Here is an 18,278-nt window from a genome sequence, read left to right as displayed (position 1 = left end):
AAGATGGCAGACACCATCGGAAGCATGCAATTGGACGCCATAAAGGCACCCCTTTTTAGGGAGGTAAAAAAGGGTGAGGTGCGCAAGCACCTAATAACCCTAACTGTTAGAAATGAACTGGGTGTTCTGGCACGCATAGCAACCCTTATAGCGGGCAAAGGCTACAACATAGAGGGCCTTTCGGTGGGAGAGACCCATGAAAAGGGTATATCCCGCATGACCCTTGAGGTAATAGGCGATGATGTGGTCATAGACCAGGTGGTAAAACAGCTAAGAAAGCTCATAGACACCATAAAGGTGAAAGACCTAACGGACATACCCCATGTGGAAAGGGAGCTTGCCCTTATAAAGGTTCACACTGCCACCCCAAGGGCAAGGGACGAAGTATTAAGGCTTGTGGAGATCTTTAGGGCAAAGGTGGTGGATGTTTCACCGGAGACCTACACCATAGAAATAACTGGTACGGAGGATAAAATAAATGCCTTTGTGGAGCTTGTGAGGCCCTTTGGCATAAGGGAGATGGCAAGGACTGGAAAGGTGGCAATGAAAAGAGAAATCTCAAGCCAGGAGGAAGAATGATGGAAGTAAAGGCATTAAGCTTTCATGTGGAGAGTATAAAAGAACCTATAGGCCTTTTTGTCTTTGAGGACCAGTGGGAAAATTTAAGCTTTTTGGGTGGTTTAAAAGAACAGGTAGAAAAGATATTAAAGGCGGAGAACTTTAAAGGAAAAGAGGAGAGCCTTGCAAAGGTTAGTTTGATCGTGGATGGTGAGGTAAGGGTCTTTTATGTGGCAGGGCTTGGCAAAAGAGAAAAGGCGGGAGAAGACAGCTACAGAACGGCCTCAGCTCTTATAGCCAAAAGGGCAAAGAAAGATAAGGTAAAAAGCCTTTATATGTATGCGGGAGAGATAGACCATAGGCTAAGCAAGGCCATAACGGAGGGTGCCATCCTTGGAAGCTACAGATTTGATAAGTATAAAACCAAGAAAGAGGAAGAGGAGAATTCAAACCTTGAAAACCTTTATATCTACGGGGGAGACCAAGAGGGCATAAACTTAGGAAAGATTTTAGCGGAAGCCCAAAACTTCACCAGAGACTTGGTAAATGAGCCAGGGAATGTGATAAACCCCATAAGCCTTGCGGAAATAGCCCAAAAGGTGGCCCAAGATTATGGCCTTGAGTGTAAGGTATATGATGAAAAAGAAATTCAAGAGATGGGCATGCATGCCCTCTGGAGCGTGGGTAAAGGCTCTGCCACACCACCAAGGTTTGTGCATATGGTATACAAGCCAGAAGGGGAGCCAAAGGAAAGGATAGCCATAGTGGGTAAGGGCCTTACCTTTGATAGCGGTGGCCTCAACATAAAGACGGGAGATTATATGAGGACCATGAAGATGGATAAAGCTGGGGCATGCGCCGTCATAGGCATAATGAAGGCCATAGCCCAGCTAAAACCACAGGTGGAGGTGCATGGCATCTTTGGTGCGGCTGAGAACATGCCAAGCGGAACGGCCTACAGGCCAGACGATATTATAAGGGCCATGAACGGAAAGACCATAGAGATAGACAATACGGACGCAGAGGGAAGGGTAACCTTGGCGGATAGCCTCTCTTATGCATCCAATCTTGGTGTCTCAAAGATCATTGACATGGCCACATTGACCGGTGCTTGCATGGTGGCCCTTGGAGAATACACTGCGGGCCTCTTTACCAACGATGATGAGTTTGGAGATGAAATCCTTAGCCTTTCAAAGCTTACCGGTGAGAGGATGTGGAAGCTACCTATGGATGACAAGAGGCTAAGGGAGAAGATAAAGAAGGGTGAGGGTGATGTTTTGAACTCTGGGGGAAGGTACGGCGGAGCCATAACAGCGGCCATGTTTCTTGAAGAGTTTGTGGGAGAAGGTATAAAATGGGTTCATCTTGATATAGCGGGACCGGCGCATCTTAGGGAGGAGTTTTCCTATTATGCCAAGGGCGGAACGGGCTTTGGTGTAAGAACCTGTGTGGAGTATATACTAAGGCTTGGTGGTAAAGGATGAGAGTGGTAATAGTAGGAAACGGACCGGCAAGCGCCAGCGCCATAGAGGCCTTTAGAAAGGTGGATAAGGACTCAGACATCATAGTCCTCTCCGATGAGGAGTTTCCCACCTACGCACCCAACTGCATGGAGAATGTTATAAGAGGGGACATCTCCGAGGAGGCCCTCTTTTATAAGGGTGGCTTTAGCTTTTACGAAAAATACAAAGTAGATTTTAGGCCCAGAAAAGAAGTGGTAGGCATTGACAACAAGAGAAAGGTGGTTATGGTAAAGGGAGGAGAGGAGATAGCTTACGATAAGTGCCTTTTGGCAGCTGGAGCCTACGCCTTTGTGCCACCCATTCCCGGCGTGGAGCTGGGAGGAGTTACCACAGCCAAAAACCTCTACGATGCTAAAAGGATAAGGGAATGGGTGCTTTCGGGAAGGGTAAAGAGCGTGGTAATAGTGGGAGCGGGGCCCATAGGCATAGAGGATGCAGAAACCTTAAGACACATGGGCCTTGAGGTGCATGTGGTGGAGTTCTTTGATAGGGTGCTTCCAAGGATGTTGGATAAGTTTATGGCTGACAAGTATATGAAGCCCTTGGAAGAGGAAGGTATAAACTTCTACCTGAACCATCAGGTAGTAGCCATACATGGGGAGGACGGTTGGGTGGAGGCGGTGGAGATAAGGCCCAATGGGACGGATAAGAGCAAGTTTATAAGGGCGGACATGGTCATACTCTCCACTGGGGTAAGGCCAAGGACAAACCTCGTGGCAGATACAGACATAAAGCTACACATAAACGAGGCTACAGGAAGGGTTGTTGGAGGTATACTGGTAAACGAGTACCAGCAAACATCGGACCCTGATGTTTATGCGGCTGGGGATATATGCTCTGGCATAGACGCCTGGGGCAATCACAGATGGATAGCCCTCTTTCCACCAGCACAGCAGAGCGGTGCCATAGCGGGCTACAACATGGCGGGGCTAAAGGTCAAAAACCCAGGCCTTGTGGATTACAACGCAGTAAAGACAAGGTCTGCCACAGCTGGCAGTGGAGGAGTCTTTGAAGAGGCGGAAGAATCCTTTAGCTTTGAATGGAACGGTAAACTGGTAAAGGTCTTCTTAAAAGAGGGTTCGGTGTGTGGCTATCAATTTGTAGGCGTGGGAAAGGGAAGGACTTTAAACCCAAGGAATAGGTTTTTAAGGAATGAGAGGATAAAAAGCTGGGCGGAAAAAATTATTTTGGACAAGGGGCTTGGCCTTGAGGCAAGCGGTGTGCTATTCCATCACTTTATAAGGTTCAAAGAAAGGAAGATAGAAGGTTGGGTTGTAAGGGCTATAAAAGAGGGAATGCTTAGGTCTCTTGCCAACCCAGCCTTTGAGGTGTCTATATTTTAGGTTCGTAGACCTCTATCCTATTTCTGCCAAGTTCCTTTGCCTTGTATAGTGCCTCATCAGCCATTCTCATAAGGTCATCTATCTCTTCCACCTCTGGTACAAAGGGAGCAAGCCCTCCACTAAGGGTTGTTCTTACCTCCATTCCTCTGTACACTATAACACTATTCTGGAAGCACTGCCTTATCCTTTCTGCAACCACTCTACCCTGCTGAAGGTCTGTGTTTGGCATAAGAAGGGCAAACTCTTCACCACCTAGCCTGGCAGGCAGGTCTGACTTTCTTGAGTTCTTTCTAAGAACCTCCGTAAAATTCTTTAAAAGTAAGTCTCCAGCCTCATGGCCATAGGTGTCGTTTATCTTTTTAAAGTGGTCAAGGTCAATAAGGAGAAGGGTAAGGGGAGTTCTATACCTTTTTACACTCTCAAGTATAAGGCTGGCATGGTCAAAGAAAAACCTCCTGTTTGGGAGGCCTGTAAGAGGGTCATAGAAAGCCAGCTCTTCAAGCTCCTTTTGCTTTTCTTTTAACTCCTCAAAGGCGTGTTTTAGACTTACAGCCATGTTGTATATACTATGCTTGAGTTCCCAGACTTCATCCTTGGAACTTTCTTTAGAATTTTTAAGAAGGTCAATTACAGAAAAATCCCTTTTCTCTATGCTTGCGGTTATGTTCTTTAAAAAGATCACTCTGCTTGCCAAGCTTGAAGCTATCCTAAAGAGCATAAAGGCCAAGAAGGAGAAAACAAACAAAGAGTATAGAGCAAGCGCAAGGAATATTAGGTATGTTTCTTTATATATGCCAGATACATCTTTTATAAGCACTACCCTTCCTATAGGAAGGCCATTCATACCCGTAAGCGGAACCTCTACAAGAAGGCTTTTTTTAAGAAAACTACCATGAAGCATATAGCCCTTAACGTCAAGAGGCATGTAAAGAACTTTTGGGTTCGAAAACCTGTCAATAACCACATTATCTATAACAACCTTTTCCTTCATAAAACTGTCAATGGAGCCATCCAAAACATCCTTCAAAAGGTTTCTGTTGTAGTAGATTATCCAATCCACATCCACGGAGTTTTTCATTAGTTTTAGAATATCCTCAAGCTTAATGCCTACAAAATAGCACCCATCGGGATAAAGCCTATTCATGCCATAATAAGGACCGGAAGGTAGTATTCTATAATAAGGTTCCTCATCACAGGAATTATCACGTAATTTTTCTTTGTAATAATAATCACCTCTCACAGCAGAACTTTCATCAAGGAACCTTAGGTCTTCCTTCTCGTGGTTTACTATCTCCTTATAGTTCTTGTATATGAACTCATACGTTTCTCTAATCCTGCCCTCAATGAGCCGAGAGGATATAAAGTAAAGCAGGATGAAGGATATGATAAGGGTTAAAGACACAGAGAAAAGCAAGCTTAAGTATATCCTTTTTCTTATTGACATGTTTTTTCTACCAGTTTTTCACAAAGCCTAAGAGCGCTCAAAGATGGGCTTTCATCCGCTATGCCTTTCCAAGCTATATCGTAGGCTACGCCATGGTCTGGGGATGTCCTTATAAAGGGTAATCCGAGGGTAAGGTTTACACCCTCCTTGAAGGCAAGCAGCTTAAAGGGTATAAGTCCTTGGTCGTGGTACATACACAGATATAGGTCAAGGTCCTCCCTCAAAAAGGCGCTGTCTGGAGAAAGGGGGCCTTCCACCTTGTAGCCTTCCGCCTTAAGGGCTTCTACCGCCGGCGCTATCTCTTTTACATCCTCCTCCCCTATGGTTCCCATATCGCCCGCATGAGGGTTAAGGCCCAAAATGCCTATGGTTGGTTCCACATCAAAAAGCCTTTTAAACTCCCTTGATATGAGTTTTACCTTTTTTATTATCTCTTGGCTCTTTATCCTTTCTGGCACTTCTTTAAGGGGTATATGGGTGGTTAATGGCACTACCCTTATCCTTTCTGAATACATAAGCATGGCGTATTCCTTTACATTACAGGCTTGTGCCAAAAACTCCGTCTGGCCCTCGTAGGAAAAGCCTGCCAGCTTGGCCCAAAACTTGTTTATGGGCATGGTGAGAAGGCCATGGATATTCCCATAGACCGCATCCACCACGGCCCTTCCAAGATAGGCCACAGCCACCTTACCGGAGGTCAAAGAAGGCATGAGCCTGTCTGCCTCGCTTATGTTTAGGTCTGCTATGTATATCCCGGGTGTTTTCACCTCTTCTATGGTATATATGTCCACAAGGTCAAGGTCTATGCCCAGCTCTTTCTGGATAGCATCCATTATCTTTTTTTCTCCGTATATAACATAAGCCTTCTGTGGGTCAAAATGTCTGGATATTTTTAATATAAGCTCTGGTCCAACTCCCGCAGGGTCTCCTATGGTTATACCTATTTTAAGCATAGTTAAAATGATATAATAGAGTGAGTTATGAGAGTTAGAGTTCTTATACTTCCAAAGAAGGGACTTCTTGACCCAGAGGGTAGGGCTGTAAAGGAGATGCTACTGGATGAAGGCTTTCCTGTGAAGGAAGTAAAGGTGGGCAAGGTTGTGGAGCTGGAGCTGGAAAAGGAGACAGATATAAAAACCATGGTAGAAAAATACCTTATCAATCCTCTTGTGGAGGAATACATAGTAGAATGAGGTTTGCAGTTTGCGTTTTCCCGGGTTCTAACTGTGATTATGACACCTATTATGTGATAAGGGACCTTCTTGGACAGGAAGTAAGCTTTGTAGATTACACCACAAGAGACTTAAAAGGCTTTGACTGTGTGGTAATTCCCGGAGGTTTTTCCTTTGGAGACTATCTTAGGGCTGGTGTGCTTGCCAGTAAAACTTCTCTTGGCAAGGCCATAGTGGATTTTGCCCAAAAGGGTGGACTTGTGCTTGGCATATGCAACGGTTTTCAGATACTTACAGAGCTAGAGCTTCTGCCTGGAGCCTTATTGAGGAATGAAAATATGAGGTTTATATGCAAAGATGCGTACCTCAGGGTTGAAAACAAGGAATTAGCTTTTACGAAACGTTTTGAGGAGGGAGAAATTATAAGGATGCCAATAGCCCATGGGGAAGGAAGGTATTACTTGCCAGAGGAAGAGTTAAAGTTGATAGAGGAGAGGGGTCAAGTGGTGTTAAGATACTGTGATGAGGAGGGTAATATAACTTCTCAGGCTAATCCCAACGGGTCTGTAAACAATATAGCCGGTGTATGCAACAAAGAAGGCAACGTTTTTGGCCTTATGCCCCATCCAGAAAGAGCCTGTGAAGACCTTTTGGGCTATAGAGATGGGATAATCCTCTGGCATTCTCTACTTGCTTGAGAATATAATTAAATCATGAAGTTTTCAAACGAGGCTAAGGTTGGTTTTCTCGTGCTTTTATTCTCTCTTGGCTTTGCCTTCCTTATACTTACCTTTGGTGAAGTGCCGTTTTTTAGGCCGGCGGTAAAAACCTACAAGGTCTATTTTGATAACGTGGCAGGGCTAAGCGTAGGTGCCGAGGTGAGGGTGGCAGGTATAAAGAGCGGCAAGGTAAGGTCTATAAGCCTAAGGGATGGAAAGGTAGAAGTAGTTTTTGAGCTTGACAAAGACATTACCCTATACAAGGATGCCCAAGCAGAAATAGGCACTCTTGGACTTATGGGGGATAAGTATTTGAATGTTTATCCAGGAAGCCCACAGGCTGGTGTGTTGGAAGAGGGGGGAGTTATAACAAAAACCCTTGGCTATGCAGACACAGATAAGCTTATAAAGCAAATGACAAATGCCTTTGAAAATATGAAGCTTATGGTGGAAACTTTTCAACTAATCCTCTCCGAAAATAGAGAGGATATTAGAAAGGTTATACAAAACCTTGAGGCTCTTAGCTATAACCTTAACCTTATAGCCATGGAAAACAGAGAAGCCTTAAAAGGTGCCATAAGAAATATAAACCTGCTTGCTTATAACCTAAACAGAACCTTGCCACAAACCATAGAGAATATAGATAGGCTTGCCAAAACCCTTGACAGTATGGCCATGGAAAACAGGCAAGATATAAGGGAAACGGTTGAGAACCTAAAAAGTTTAAGTTATAGTTTGAAAAGCACGCTACCGGAGCTTACCACAAACCTTAACGAGCTTTCCAAAAACCTCAATCTCTTAGTTTCGGAAAACAAGCAAGATATAAGAACAACCGTTTCAAACCTTTCTGAGCTTACCACATCTTTGAAAGAAAGCTCCGAAAGACTAAACAACATTTTAGCTACCATAGAAAGGGGTGAGGGAACCCTTGGAAAGCTTGTAAAGGATGAAGAGCTATACAGGAATGTGGTTTCTGGTGTAAAGGTTTTTGGTAAGGCTGGGGAAGTGGCAGATAAGACTAACCTCAACATAGGATTTAGGGGTGAGCTTTACAGGGGTGGAGATTCCAAAGGTATACTAACCGTCAAGCTTCAACCGGATAATGAAAAATATTATTTACTTGAGATAGTGGGCGACTCAAGAGGTAGGGTTTATAAAGAGGAAGTGCTTCCAAATCAATGGGTAGTCAAAAAGGAATTCAAACCAGAATTTACTTTGCAGTATGCAAGAGTCTTTCCCTTCTTTGGTGGAACCAACTTGGTTTTGAGGGGTGGCCTAAAGGAATCCACCGGCGGTGTGGGTGCTGACCTTTTACTCTCGGAGAGGCTAATGATAACCTCGGACCTTTGGGATTTTGGCAGAAAGGATAGGCCTTATGATAAGGACTTAAAGCCAAACCTTCAAGTGGGTGTAAATTACAAAGTGGGAGGACCTTTGTATGTAAGGTTTGGTGGGGATGACCTTCTTAATTCAAAGCTGAGGGGTGTGTTTGGTGGCGTGGGCCTTATGTTTACAGATAACGACCTTAAATACTTACTTGGAGGCTTAAGGCTTCCATTGCCTTAGCCTTGATTTCTTACACAACATATATAAATTGAGTTAAATTTATTTAATAACCATGTACCAAGAGGCCATTTACAAGCTTTATAAGGTTAACATGGACTTGAAGGAGAGTGAAAGGCTTTTGCTCATTACGGACACGGAGAAGGACTACCTTGTGGACCTTATGGAAGACTTTGTGGATGTGGCGGGGGTTATAACAAAAGAAGTTAAACATCATATTTATCCTTCTTTGAAGGGTCATGGAAAGGAATTACCAGAGGAGGTTTGGAGGCTTACCTTTGGAGAAAGGGCAGTAGAAAAGTTAAGAGAAAAAGGCCTACTGGAGAAGGTACTTTTTAAAGAGGATTATCCAGAATCGGAAGTTTTTGAAATACTTACATCCTACGCAGAGGATGTTCCCAATGTAGTAGTTGCCTTTCCATACTACTCAACCACCCATACCTTTTTTAGGAAGGCTTTAACATCGGCCTTCGGCTGTAGATATGCCAGTATGCCCCTCTTTGAACCAGATATGTTCTTTGGCCCTATGGATGTGGATTGGAATTATGTGGCAAGCCTTAGCCAAGACGTGGCAGATATACTCTCGGAGGCAGAGTGGGTGCATATAAAAGCGGAAGGAACGGATATAGAATTTTCCATAAAAGACAGAAAAGCCATAGCGGACACAGGGCTTTTCCATCAAAAGGGTCAGTATGGAAACCTACCAGCGGGGGAGGCCTTTGTGGCACCCATTGAAACTTCTGCTTTTGGTAGGCTTACCATAACTTACGGTCCAGACAGAAAGCTTGAAAGGCCTATTACTTTAAAGTTTAAGGATGGAGCGGTGGAAGAGCTGGAGGGTTTTGAACCATACAGGAATTATCTTGAAGATATTTTTAAAAGACATGAAAATGCCCGTTTTATAGCGGAGTTTGGCGTTGGAACTAATCCAAAGGCAAAAAGGCCCGACAATGTGCTGGAAGCAGAAAAGATATTGGGTACAATACATATAGCCATAGGAGACAATCATTCCTTTGGTGGAACCAATAAGGTGCCTTTTCACACCGATTATGTAGTCTTTGAACCACAAGCAACTGTAGGAGGTAAGGGATGGCAAAAGAGGCTTTTGGAGAAAGGCAAGCTCAAGACCTAAAGCTGGAGTTGTTTAAAAAGGTTCATCTATTTGAGGACCTATCCAACGAAGAGCTAAAGGATGCTCTTAAATATATGCAGATTAGAACCTTTAAAAGGAACGAATACCTCTTCTTTGAAGAAGAGGCGGAGCCAGGCGTTTATATACTCATAGATGGGCTTATAAAACTTTTAAAAGAGACTCATGATGCAAGGATAGTTATAGTTAGACTTGTATACCCGGGGGATGTGTTTGGCTGGATAGAGTGGGGCAAAAAGGCACCAAAAAACACCTATACTGCAAAAGCCATGGTTGATAGCAAAACCTTGTATATATCCAACAAAGACTTTATAAACCTTGCCATAAAGCACCCGGCCATAGCCATAAAGATGACCTGTGAGGCCACTTCCACATTGCTTCATAGCTATGAGACACTCAAAAGCATAGCTGGCGGAAAGGTGGAGGAAAGGATAGCCAAAGTGCTTTTGGAGATAGCGGACAGGATTGGCAAAAAGTATGAGGACGTTATAGTCATAGATGCACCACTTACAAGGCTTGATATTGCAGAGATGACTGGCACAACGGTGGAGACTACCATAAGGGTTATGAGCAAGTGGAAAAAGCAAGGCATAATAAACGCAGAAAGGGGCTACATTGAGATAATAAAGAGAATAGAGCTTGAAAAACTTGCAGTATGAGCCGGGAGGGATTCGAACCCTCGACCCACGGATTAAAAGTCCGTTGCTCTACCAGACTGAGCTACCGGCTCTAAGCATTAGTATTATAAAGCTTTAAGGGTTTTTAGTCAAGCAGTTTTTCTTTGCCTTTGCCCTTAAGTATTCTTAGCTTAGACCTTTCTATTGCCAAGTCGCCATCGGGTACATCCTTTGTAATTACAGAACCGCCCGCTATAAAAGAGTAGCTACCTATCTTTATAGGGGCCACTATAAGAGAGTTGCTACCTATAAAGGCACCTTTTCCTACATAACTTTCATATTTTTTCTTCCCATCAAAGTTGGCAAAGACCACGCCCGCCCCCACATTTACCTCATCCTCAAGGGTGGCATCTCCTATGTAGGCCAGGTGTTTTGCCCTAACATTTTCACCAATGTATGACTTTTTGACCTCTACAAAGTTGCCTATGTGGCTTTTCTTACCTATAAGACTATTATCCCTTATGTGTGCAAAAGGTCCCACTATGGCACCAGACTTTATGTGAGAATTCCTAACCACAGAATAGGCATCTACTATGGCTCCATCTTCCACGGTGGAGTTCTCTATTATACTCCCTTTGCCAACTACCACACCTCTACCAAGCCTTGTATTACCCTTTAGCATCACATCTGGGTATATTTCCACGTCGCCCTCTAAAACCACCTCTGGACCTATCCAGAGGCTTTCCGGCTGGTGCAGGGTATTGCCCTTCTCAGCCCATTCTTGCAGTATTCTAAGCCTTATTACGTTTTCCGCTATAGCCAAGTCCCATCTTGTATTTACACCCAGTATCTCCGTTGGGTCCTCCGCCATAAAGCTTCTAACCTTATAGCCAGCTTGTGCCATAAGGCCAAAGACTTCCGTTAGATAGACTTCTCCCGTTTTTGGGCTTGGGCTAACCTTAAACAAGGTCTCAAGCAAATGTGGGCAGTAGAAAAGGTATACTCCTCCGTTTACCTCCCTTATTAGCTTTTCTTCAAAGGTGGCGTCTTTTTCTTCTACCACCTTTATCACATTCCCTTCTTGGTCCTTTACCACCCTTCCATAACCGGTAGGGTCTGGTAGCTGCGCAGAGAGCAAAAGGGCGCTCAATCTTATATTCTCATACTCTTCTACCATATGTAAATACCTTTGCATGTTGTGAATGGTTTGACTTTTTACAAGGGGTGAGTCTCCATTTATAACGAGAAGATAGCCATCATAATCTCTCCAAAAGTCTATGGCCGAAAGCACTGCATCACCCGTTCCCCCCTTTGGGTTTGATTGATAAAAATACTGGTAAGCCTCTCCAAAGTAAGCCTTTATCTCTTCCGCTTTATGTCCCACCACAAGGGCAATATCTGGAATGTTTAGGTCCTTTAGGACCTTTAGCACATACCAAAGCATGGGCTTTTCAAGAATGGTATGCATCACCTTGGGCTTTTCACTCTTAAAGCGCGTGCCAAGACCTGCAGAAAGTACAAGAGCTCTCATAAAAATATTTTATCCCTTGCCCGCATCCCTTGCTACGCCTCTTTTAGAACTCTGTATAAACTCCACAAGCCTTACCACCTCTGGGTATTTACCATATTCTTCAAGCACAAGCCTTATGGCCTCAGACCTTAGCATAGAACTTCTAAAGAGTGTCCTATAGACCCTTTTTAGCACCGTTATAACCTCTTTGCTAAAGCCCCTTCTTTCAAGGCCTATTGTGTTTATGCCATAAAGGTGGGCATGCTGGCCGGAGGCCCTGGTGTATGGTGGAATATCCAAGGAAACTCCCGACAAGCCTCCCACCATGGCGTAGGCTCCCACCCTTGCCCATTGATGCACAGCAGACAGTCCACCTATAAAGGCATATTCTCCCACCTCCACATGACCGCCCAAGGTGGCGCAGTTGGCCATTATCACACCCCTTCTTACCACACAGTCATGGGCCACATGGGCATAGGCCATAAGCATAACATCGTCTTCCACCACCGTTTTTAGCTTATCCAAGGCTGTGCCACGGTGGATGGTGACATACTCCCTTATTATCACCCTGTTGCCTACAATCACCTCGCTCTCTTCTCCAGCATACCTTAAATGTTGTGGCTCCTCACCAATTATTGCCCCATCATATATTTTGCACTCCTCGCCTATGGAGACCTTTCCCCTTATGGAAACCTTTGCGCCTATCCTTGTGCCTTTACCTATCTTTACTTTTCCCTCTATTATGGTATAAGGGCCTATCTCCACATCCTCACCCAGTTCCACCTCACCTTTCAGCACAGCCGTTGGATGCACCTTTTTCATTCTATCCTCCCTTCAAAAGGTATTGCCTTAGCATCTCAAGGGCCCATTGGGTAGCCAAAAAACGGTTTTCATTCCTACCACCATTAAAAAGAAACCTTTTTACTATTACCTCTCTATCGGTGGCTAAGCCTATGTAGGTTAATCCCACGGGCTTGTCTACGGTGCCGCCCTCCGGGCCCGATATACCCGTTATGGCAAGGGAAATGTCCGCATCCGTCTCTTCAAGGGCTCCCACGGCCATCTGCCTGCAAACCTCCTCAGAGACCGCTCCATACCTTTTTATGGCTTCCTCTTCCACGCTCAAAAGCCTGGTCTTTAATTCGTTGGCATATACCACAAAACCGCCTACAAAGTAGGCAGAAGAACCTGGCACATTGACTATCCTCGCAGAAAGCAAACCCCCCGTACAGCTCTCCGCAGTGGCAAGCTTTAAGCCCCTCTCTTTCAAAAGCCTTCCTACCACCTCCTCCATCTCCTCCCTTCCTACGGCATAAACGTATTCACCATATTTTGCCAAAAATTCCTCCAGCTCCTCTTGGCTTTTTAAAATTACATCAACGCCACCTATCCACCTTATTTGCTTATAGCCTTCAAGCCCTTCAAGGCCTATGGTCCTTGCTATAAGGCCTTCTACCTTTAAATCCTCACACAAGCCAACCTTCATATTAGGACCTCATAGCGATGGTAAGGCCTTTGGGCGAAGGCTCCCACCCTGTAGCCTGGGTCAAAGGGCTGGAACTCTTCGTATTCTGAGGGTATGAATATAACACCCTCCGCTATGTTTTCCGTAGTATGAAGCTCAAAGCTTACTCCTCTTATCTCTATACTATGCCTTAGACCAAGCCTTTTGGCGGTATGTGGGTTTATGTATGCCCTTTGAAACCTTTCCATATCATGGGTCCATGGGTTCCAATGCCCTAAGTCTTCCACAAGTGTGCTGTCTGTATATAGGAAAAGGTCGCTTCTTGGTATTTCACCACCCATATCTTTTACAAGGGCTATGTCTTTTCCTTTAAGGTAAACCTCTCCTTCTTCTTTTAACCTTTGTGGGTCAAGGCCCATATCCTGTAAAAAGGCATCCACCTCCACCTTTTTAGAGAAAGCAGAAGAAAGCACCCCGTAAGGGTTATATACGCCCTCCTCTGGCTCAAGGGTCTTGGGAGAATATACAAGATAGCCAAAGCCATGCCTGTAGTTTATAAAGTCCCTTTCATAAAACATGGTGCTGGCAAAGAGAAGATGAGAGTAATGGGCTGTTATGTTAGGAAAGGCTTGAAAGCTAACCACAAACTTCTTTTCAAGTGCTTTTAAGTGTTCTTCTTTAAAATACCTAAAGAGGTTTCCAAAAACCACAAGGTTGTCAAACTCCTCCAGCCTTTCAAAAAACTCCTCAAGCCTTTTGGCTGGGAAGGGCATAAGATCACCCACAAAACCGTAGTTAATACCATACTTGTTTTTCAATCTGGCTATTAGCTCAACCACTTTCTTCTCGAAGGGAGAATTAAGAAGATGGGCACCTATCAAAACAAGAGAACCTCTGAGCAAAAACAGGCTTTTCTTTACAAACTCTATCCTCTCTTCCTTTTTCTCTGGGTCCAAAAGGGATTCTAAAAAGTCCATCATAAGGTCTGGCTTTAAAAGCCTTCTTTCTTTGGCCTTGGCGCATAGGGTCTCATACCTGCTGGAAAGGCAGAAAAGATAGGCGCCAGATTCTATGGCATCTACAAGCCAACGAGTTGCCATAACCTCCGAAAAGACAGGTTCTGCATCCACAGAAAGGATAAACTTTGAACCTTTCCATTGAGTAGGATGTAGGCTTGAAGGAACAAAATCCACCACTGGTGCATCAACGAACACATCCTCTGTTATATCCTTTGCAAGCAAATACTCTTCAATCCCTGCCTGCCTTCCAAGAAGAAAGGCCGTTTTCCCTTTTGAAAGCTTTTCTTTGAGTAGCTCTATGGCATGTGAAAGGTCTATGGATTTTAATTCCTCTCCATGTTTAAAAAAGATGCCTTTAAGCCTTATGGGATTTTTTGAAATCTCTTGTATGTAAGTGATACCCTTGGTGCAAAAGCTACCCACACCCCTTTTATCGGAAGGATGACCGTAAAGGTCTACTATTTTATTATCCCTTAGGTAAAGTATGTAGCCACAACCACAGCCACAGCCGGCACAAAAGCCTACTTTTTGAGCATCAAAATCCTTTGTAGTAAGCGGTAGCTTAGTAGGTTCAAGGCTCATAAGGAAAGAATTATACAACATAATGAAGCATCGTAGCTTTCCAGCTATGTATGTTAAAACCCATGCCCGTTGAAAGTAGTTTATTTGTTTGATACATGATAGATGTTTGACACAATATATATATCAAACCACTTGACATTTTCTACAAAAGGCATAATATCAAAAACATGGAGGATGTAGCCAAGATTATGGCGAGGGGGCTTATAGCACTGCCAAGCGATATAAGAAAGAAGCTTGGTTTAAAGGAAGGGGACCTTGTAAAGATTGAAGTAAAGGAAGACCATATTATAATAAAGAAAGAACAAAGGATTTATGACCTAAAGGGCGCACTTCAAGCACAAGAAAATCAAAACAAAAGCTTTGCACAGATATTGGCTGAAGAGTTTGAAAAACAAAGAGGGAGGAAATAAAATGGCTGAACTAAAAGCCACAGACCCTTACAACCTAAAGCTACCAGAACCAAAGATACTTCCCAAAAGCTATACGCAAGGCGTAGATACTCTCTCTTCCGAGGACTTTTTGAAGATATACATGGAAACTTTAAAATACCAAGACCCCTTTCAAACACAGGACTTTTCAAAAATGCTTGAAGACATGACAAGGTTAAACCAGATAAGATACATGAACGATATGAAAGCCTTTATAGAGGGCTTAAAGGGATGGTTTAATCAGATAACCTTGCTTTCAAGCCTTAGCCTTATAGGCAGAGAGTTTGTTTTTTCTGCGGATAGGCTGGATACTGTGAAGGGTGGACAATATTACCTTATATCCTCCGAAGAAATAAAGGGGGCAACCCTTAAGATTATGGATGGTGATGAAGTGGTAAAGGAAATAAACATAGACCTCAACAAAGGGCTAAATCCTATTGACATAGGAGATATTCCAAAGGGACAGTTTGATATAAAGCTTATTAAAAACGGCATTCCTGTGGAAGGTGTAAGCTTAGGCTACTTAGGCAGGGTAAAGTCGGTAAATATCTTAAATGGTGAGCTTCTTTTTGAGCTTGAAAATGGAGAGCTTATCTCTCCTTCAAAGTTAATATACGCAGGAGGGGTTTAAACATGATGAGAAGCTTTTTTAACGCAGTAACGGGGCTAAACGCCTACAGGACTTGGCTGGATATAACTGCGGATAACATGGCAAATGTAAATACCATAGGCTTTAAGGGGAGTAGGCCCATCTTTCAAGATATGGTCTCATCCGTTGTAACAGGAATAAATACGGTAACGAATACGATGAAATCCACAACTTACGGTGCGGGTGTAGTAGTTGATAGCACACAAAAGCTTTGGACCATAGGAAACTTTAAACAAACAGGAATAAATACAGACCTGGCTATTCAAGGAAGAGGGCTTTTTATAGTGAAAGACCCTATTTCTAACGCCTTTTACTACACAAGGGATGGCCAATTTAGGCTTAGCAGAGACGGCTTTATGGTTAACTCTGGTGGTCTTAAATTGCAAGGGTTTAAAGTGGATGAAAAGGGTAAAACTATTGGAACTGGCCTTGAAGATGTGCATGTGGTACCCCAACTTCCACCAAAGGCTACAGGGCAGATAAGATTTCTTGGACCCACAAACCTTAATGCAGATGCAGGTATTCCAGCGGTGGCTTTTGACCCCAACAATCCAGCAAGCTATAACTATAAATACACCGTGACCATATACGATAGCCTTGGCACACCCTATCAGGCCGATATATTCTTTAGGAAAACAGGTACGAATACATGGAATATATACATAAGGTCTGATATTGATCCAAATACTCCTGGATATGAACTTAGTGGTGATTGGACTAATGTGCAATTTGACCCTTCTGGTAGCCTTATTTATGATGGCACTGTGGTAACAAGGGAGCCTTCTCCAGATGGCAAAAGTTATTATTACTATCTTAATCCTAATCCCCCCTATTTAACTGTACCTGCCACAACGCCCAGCGGTGGTAGTTTCCCTATAGCTGGTGACTGGAGGATATACATGGGTGAATCTCTTCAATCTGCTACGGTGAACACGGGCGATCCTATTCCAAATTCATATGTAACTCAATACTCTGCAGACTTTACTGTTACGGCAGAGCAGAATGGTTATCAAAAAGGTGATCTTGTAGACGTTTATGTTCTTTCAGAAGACGGCGCAGTGGTGGGAGTCTATTCCAATGGAAAATCTCTTCCACTATATAGGGTTGCCGTGGCGGTCTTTTCTGACCCAGAGGAACTTATTAAAAAAGGTTCCAACCTTTACACTTCTATATCCACGCCTACCATAATGACCCCTGGCGGTGCAGAAAAGATAAGGTCTGGCATGCTTGAGATGTCCAACGTGGATATAGCTTCTGAGTTTATAAACTTAATATCTGCTCAGAGGGCCTATCAGGCTAATACAAGGGTAATAACATCTTCAAACACTGTGCTTGAGGATACTATAAACCTTGTTAGGTAATTTATAAGAGTGGGTTATGGGAGGGTATACGGGGGTGGGAGGGGGTTTAACTTTTTAGGGCTTCAAGAAGAAAAGCTATATCTTCTTCTTTATACCTTAGGCTTGCGGTTAGCCTTAGCCTTGCCTTTCCTTTTGGAACGGTGGGATACCTTATGGCTTGAATAAAAACACCCTTTTCCAAAAGTCTGTCCCTTATCTCAATGGCTTTCGCTTCTTCATAGACCATTATGGGCAGTATAGGGGTGCCATAAAAAGATATTTCAAAGCCTATTTCTTTTATCTGATTATAAAGCCTTTCGCTTAAGCTTTTGAGCCTTTCTATCCTCCATGGCTCCCTTTGGATTATCTCAAGGGCTTTTTTGGCCCCTGCGCAAACAGATGGTGGAAGAGAAGTAGAGAATATAAGGCTTCTTGCCTTGTTTATAAGGAACTTACACAGGCTTTCGGAGCCACATACAAAGGCTCCATAGGAGCCTAAGGCCTTTGAAAGGGTCCCCATGATTATGATGTAGTCTTTCCAATCTTCTTTAAAAAACTCCAGACCGCCCCCGCCAGAATCTCCCAAAACACCAGTGGCGTGAGCTTCATCCAAATAGAGCATACAATCATAAGCTTCAGAGAGCTTTTTCAAAGTAGGTATATGGGCTATATCACCGTCCATGCTAAAGACCGTATCACTTACAATCAAGCACCTTCTGTAGTTCTTCCTATGGCTTTTTAGCAACTCTTCAAGATGTTCATAATCTCTGTGTTTGTATACTAAGACGGTGGCCTTGGATATTCTACACCCATCTATAATGCTGGCATGGTTTAGCTGGTCGCTAAGGATAAGGTCCTTTTCATCTACCAAGGCTTGGATTGTGCCAAGGTTGGCAAGATAGCCAGAGCCAAAGAGAACACAGCAAGGCACTTTTTTAAAAGAAGCAAGGCTTTCTTCCAAATCCTTATGATGCTTTGTATATCCGGAAACTAAAGCAGAGGCACCAGAACCCAAGCCGTAATCCTTTAAAATCCTTATGGCCTCTTCTACCACTTGCGGATGGTCCCTTAGGGCTAAATAGTCGTTGGAGCAGAAATCTTTTAACCCTTCCCTTAGAAGTCTTTTTCTAAATAAGTTTGATGATTCAATTTCTTCTAACTCCTTTTGAAGCCAATCCATTTAACTTAATTTTATG

Annotated in this window: 18 protein-coding genes and 1 tRNA gene; 11 read left to right on the top strand and 8 right to left on the bottom strand. The window is 43.6% G+C overall.

The genetic code is table 11. The features are described 5' to 3' along the window. Positions 1-3 precede the first annotated feature (3 nt). Genes ilvN through ACZ5GB_RS08020 form a run of 3 tightly spaced genes read left to right on the top strand, consistent with a single transcriptional unit; the run spans position 4 to position 3,424 of the window. On the top strand, positions 4-579 hold the full coding sequence (ilvN, locus tag ACZ5GB_RS08030) for an acetolactate synthase small subunit (RefSeq protein ID WP_464326705.1): 576 nt from the start codon (positions 4-6) through the stop codon (positions 577-579). Further along, positions 579-2,042, top strand: a complete 1,464-nt coding sequence (locus tag ACZ5GB_RS08025; protein WP_464327827.1) for a leucyl aminopeptidase — start codon at positions 579-581, stop codon at positions 2,040-2,042. The genes ilvN and ACZ5GB_RS08025 overlap by 1 nt, the downstream gene beginning before the upstream one ends. Beyond that, positions 2,039-3,424 carry an NAD(P)/FAD-dependent oxidoreductase gene (locus tag ACZ5GB_RS08020; RefSeq protein ID WP_464326704.1) on the top strand — a complete coding sequence of 462 codons (1,386 nt, stop codon included), beginning with the start codon at positions 2,039-2,041 and terminating at the stop codon, positions 3,422-3,424. Before ACZ5GB_RS08025 ends, ACZ5GB_RS08020 begins: the two co-directional genes overlap by 4 nt. On the opposite strand, the gene ACZ5GB_RS08015 is transcribed toward ACZ5GB_RS08020, so the two are convergent. Next, positions 3,414-4,868 (bottom strand): GGDEF domain-containing protein, encoded by a 1,455-nt coding sequence (locus ACZ5GB_RS08015; RefSeq protein ID WP_464326703.1) that lies wholly within the window; start codon positions 4,866-4,868, stop codon positions 3,414-3,416. The two genes, ACZ5GB_RS08020 and ACZ5GB_RS08015, sit on opposite strands and share 11 nt — an antisense overlap. Beyond that, a complete protein-coding gene (gene pdxA, locus ACZ5GB_RS08010; RefSeq protein WP_464326702.1) occupies positions 4,859-5,821 on the bottom strand; it encodes a 4-hydroxythreonine-4-phosphate dehydrogenase PdxA in 963 nt (320 codons plus the stop codon). Before pdxA ends, ACZ5GB_RS08015 begins: the two co-directional genes overlap by 10 nt. A 27-nt stretch (positions 5,822-5,848) precedes the next feature. Between pdxA and purS the strand changes: the two genes are divergently transcribed. From purS to ACZ5GB_RS07985, 5 genes are read left to right on the top strand one after another with little or no spacing between them, the layout of a single operon-like run. Further along, complete coding sequence (gene purS, locus ACZ5GB_RS08005; RefSeq protein ID WP_464326701.1) at positions 5,849-6,061, top strand: phosphoribosylformylglycinamidine synthase subunit PurS; 213 nt, start codon at positions 5,849-5,851, stop codon at positions 6,059-6,061. Next, positions 6,058-6,738 carry a phosphoribosylformylglycinamidine synthase I gene (purQ, locus tag ACZ5GB_RS08000; protein ID WP_464326700.1) on the top strand — a complete coding sequence of 227 codons (681 nt, stop codon included), beginning with the start codon at positions 6,058-6,060 and terminating at the stop codon, positions 6,736-6,738. Before purS ends, purQ begins: the two co-directional genes overlap by 4 nt. 15 nt (positions 6,739-6,753) lie before the next feature. Next, positions 6,754-8,325: an MlaD family protein gene (locus ACZ5GB_RS07995; protein ID WP_464326699.1), complete on the top strand. Its 1,572-nt coding sequence runs from the start codon at positions 6,754-6,756 to the stop codon at positions 8,323-8,325. 52 nt (positions 8,326-8,377) lie between these two features. Further along, positions 8,378-9,454: an aminopeptidase gene (locus ACZ5GB_RS07990; protein WP_464326698.1), complete on the top strand. Its 1,077-nt coding sequence runs from the start codon at positions 8,378-8,380 to the stop codon at positions 9,452-9,454. Next, the gene (locus tag ACZ5GB_RS07985; protein WP_464326697.1) at positions 9,412-10,131 is read left to right on the top strand and encodes a Crp/Fnr family transcriptional regulator; all 720 of its coding nucleotides are present in this window, start codon (positions 9,412-9,414) and stop codon (positions 10,129-10,131) included. Before ACZ5GB_RS07990 ends, ACZ5GB_RS07985 begins: the two co-directional genes overlap by 43 nt. Here the strand turns inward: ACZ5GB_RS07985 and ACZ5GB_RS07980 are convergent. The 5 genes from ACZ5GB_RS07980 to ACZ5GB_RS07960 all read right to left on the bottom strand — a co-directional run bounded on the left by ACZ5GB_RS07980 (position 10,129) and on the right by ACZ5GB_RS07960 (position 14,665). Then, positions 10,129-10,202 (bottom strand) — tRNA-Lys (locus tag ACZ5GB_RS07980). The two genes, ACZ5GB_RS07985 and ACZ5GB_RS07980, sit on opposite strands and share 3 nt — an antisense overlap. Before the next feature lie 32 nt (positions 10,203-10,234). Further along, positions 10,235-11,620 carry a bifunctional UDP-N-acetylglucosamine diphosphorylase/glucosamine-1-phosphate N-acetyltransferase GlmU gene (gene glmU / locus ACZ5GB_RS07975; RefSeq protein WP_464326696.1) on the bottom strand — a complete coding sequence of 462 codons (1,386 nt, stop codon included), beginning with the start codon at positions 11,618-11,620 and terminating at the stop codon, positions 10,235-10,237. A gap of 9 nt (positions 11,621-11,629) precedes the next feature. Beyond that, positions 11,630-12,421: an acyl-ACP--UDP-N-acetylglucosamine O-acyltransferase gene (gene lpxA / locus ACZ5GB_RS07970; RefSeq protein WP_464326695.1), complete on the bottom strand. Its 792-nt coding sequence runs from the start codon at positions 12,419-12,421 to the stop codon at positions 11,630-11,632. Between the two features lies 1 nt (position 12,422). Continuing rightward, entirely contained in the window at positions 12,423-13,085 is a 663-nt protein-coding gene (locus ACZ5GB_RS07965) for a CinA family protein (RefSeq protein ID WP_464326694.1), read from the bottom strand. Next, positions 13,082-14,665, bottom strand: a complete 1,584-nt coding sequence (locus ACZ5GB_RS07960; protein WP_464326693.1) for a dehydrogenase — start codon at positions 14,663-14,665, stop codon at positions 13,082-13,084. The genes ACZ5GB_RS07965 and ACZ5GB_RS07960 overlap by 4 nt, the downstream gene beginning before the upstream one ends. Before the next feature lie 167 nt (positions 14,666-14,832). On the opposite strand from ACZ5GB_RS07960, the gene ACZ5GB_RS07955 reads away from it, so the two are divergent. The 3 genes from ACZ5GB_RS07955 to ACZ5GB_RS07945 are packed head-to-tail and all read left to right on the top strand — an operon-like array spanning position 14,833 to position 17,103. Then, entirely contained in the window at positions 14,833-15,075 is a 243-nt protein-coding gene (locus ACZ5GB_RS07955; protein ID WP_464326692.1) for an AbrB/MazE/SpoVT family DNA-binding domain-containing protein, read from the top strand. Between the two features lies 1 nt (position 15,076). After that, complete coding sequence (locus ACZ5GB_RS07950) at positions 15,077-15,724, top strand: flagellar hook assembly protein FlgD (protein ID WP_464326691.1); 648 nt, start codon at positions 15,077-15,079, stop codon at positions 15,722-15,724. Positions 15,725-15,726: 2 nt separating this feature from the next. After that, a complete protein-coding gene (locus tag ACZ5GB_RS07945; protein ID WP_464326690.1) occupies positions 15,727-17,103 on the top strand; it encodes a flagellar hook protein FlgE in 1,377 nt (458 codons plus the stop codon). 46 nt (positions 17,104-17,149) lie between these two features. Here the strand turns inward: ACZ5GB_RS07945 and bioF are convergent, their stop codons facing one another. Further along, positions 17,150-18,262 carry an 8-amino-7-oxononanoate synthase gene (bioF, locus tag ACZ5GB_RS07940; RefSeq protein WP_464326689.1) on the bottom strand — a complete coding sequence of 371 codons (1,113 nt, stop codon included), beginning with the start codon at positions 18,260-18,262 and terminating at the stop codon, positions 17,150-17,152. Between the last annotated feature and the right edge of the window lie 16 nt (positions 18,263-18,278).

It is taken from the genome of Hydrogenobacter subterraneus (assembly GCF_055390195.1).
The sequence above is the reverse complement of the archived record's forward strand: the minus strand, read 5'-3'. Positions and strand labels throughout refer to the sequence as shown.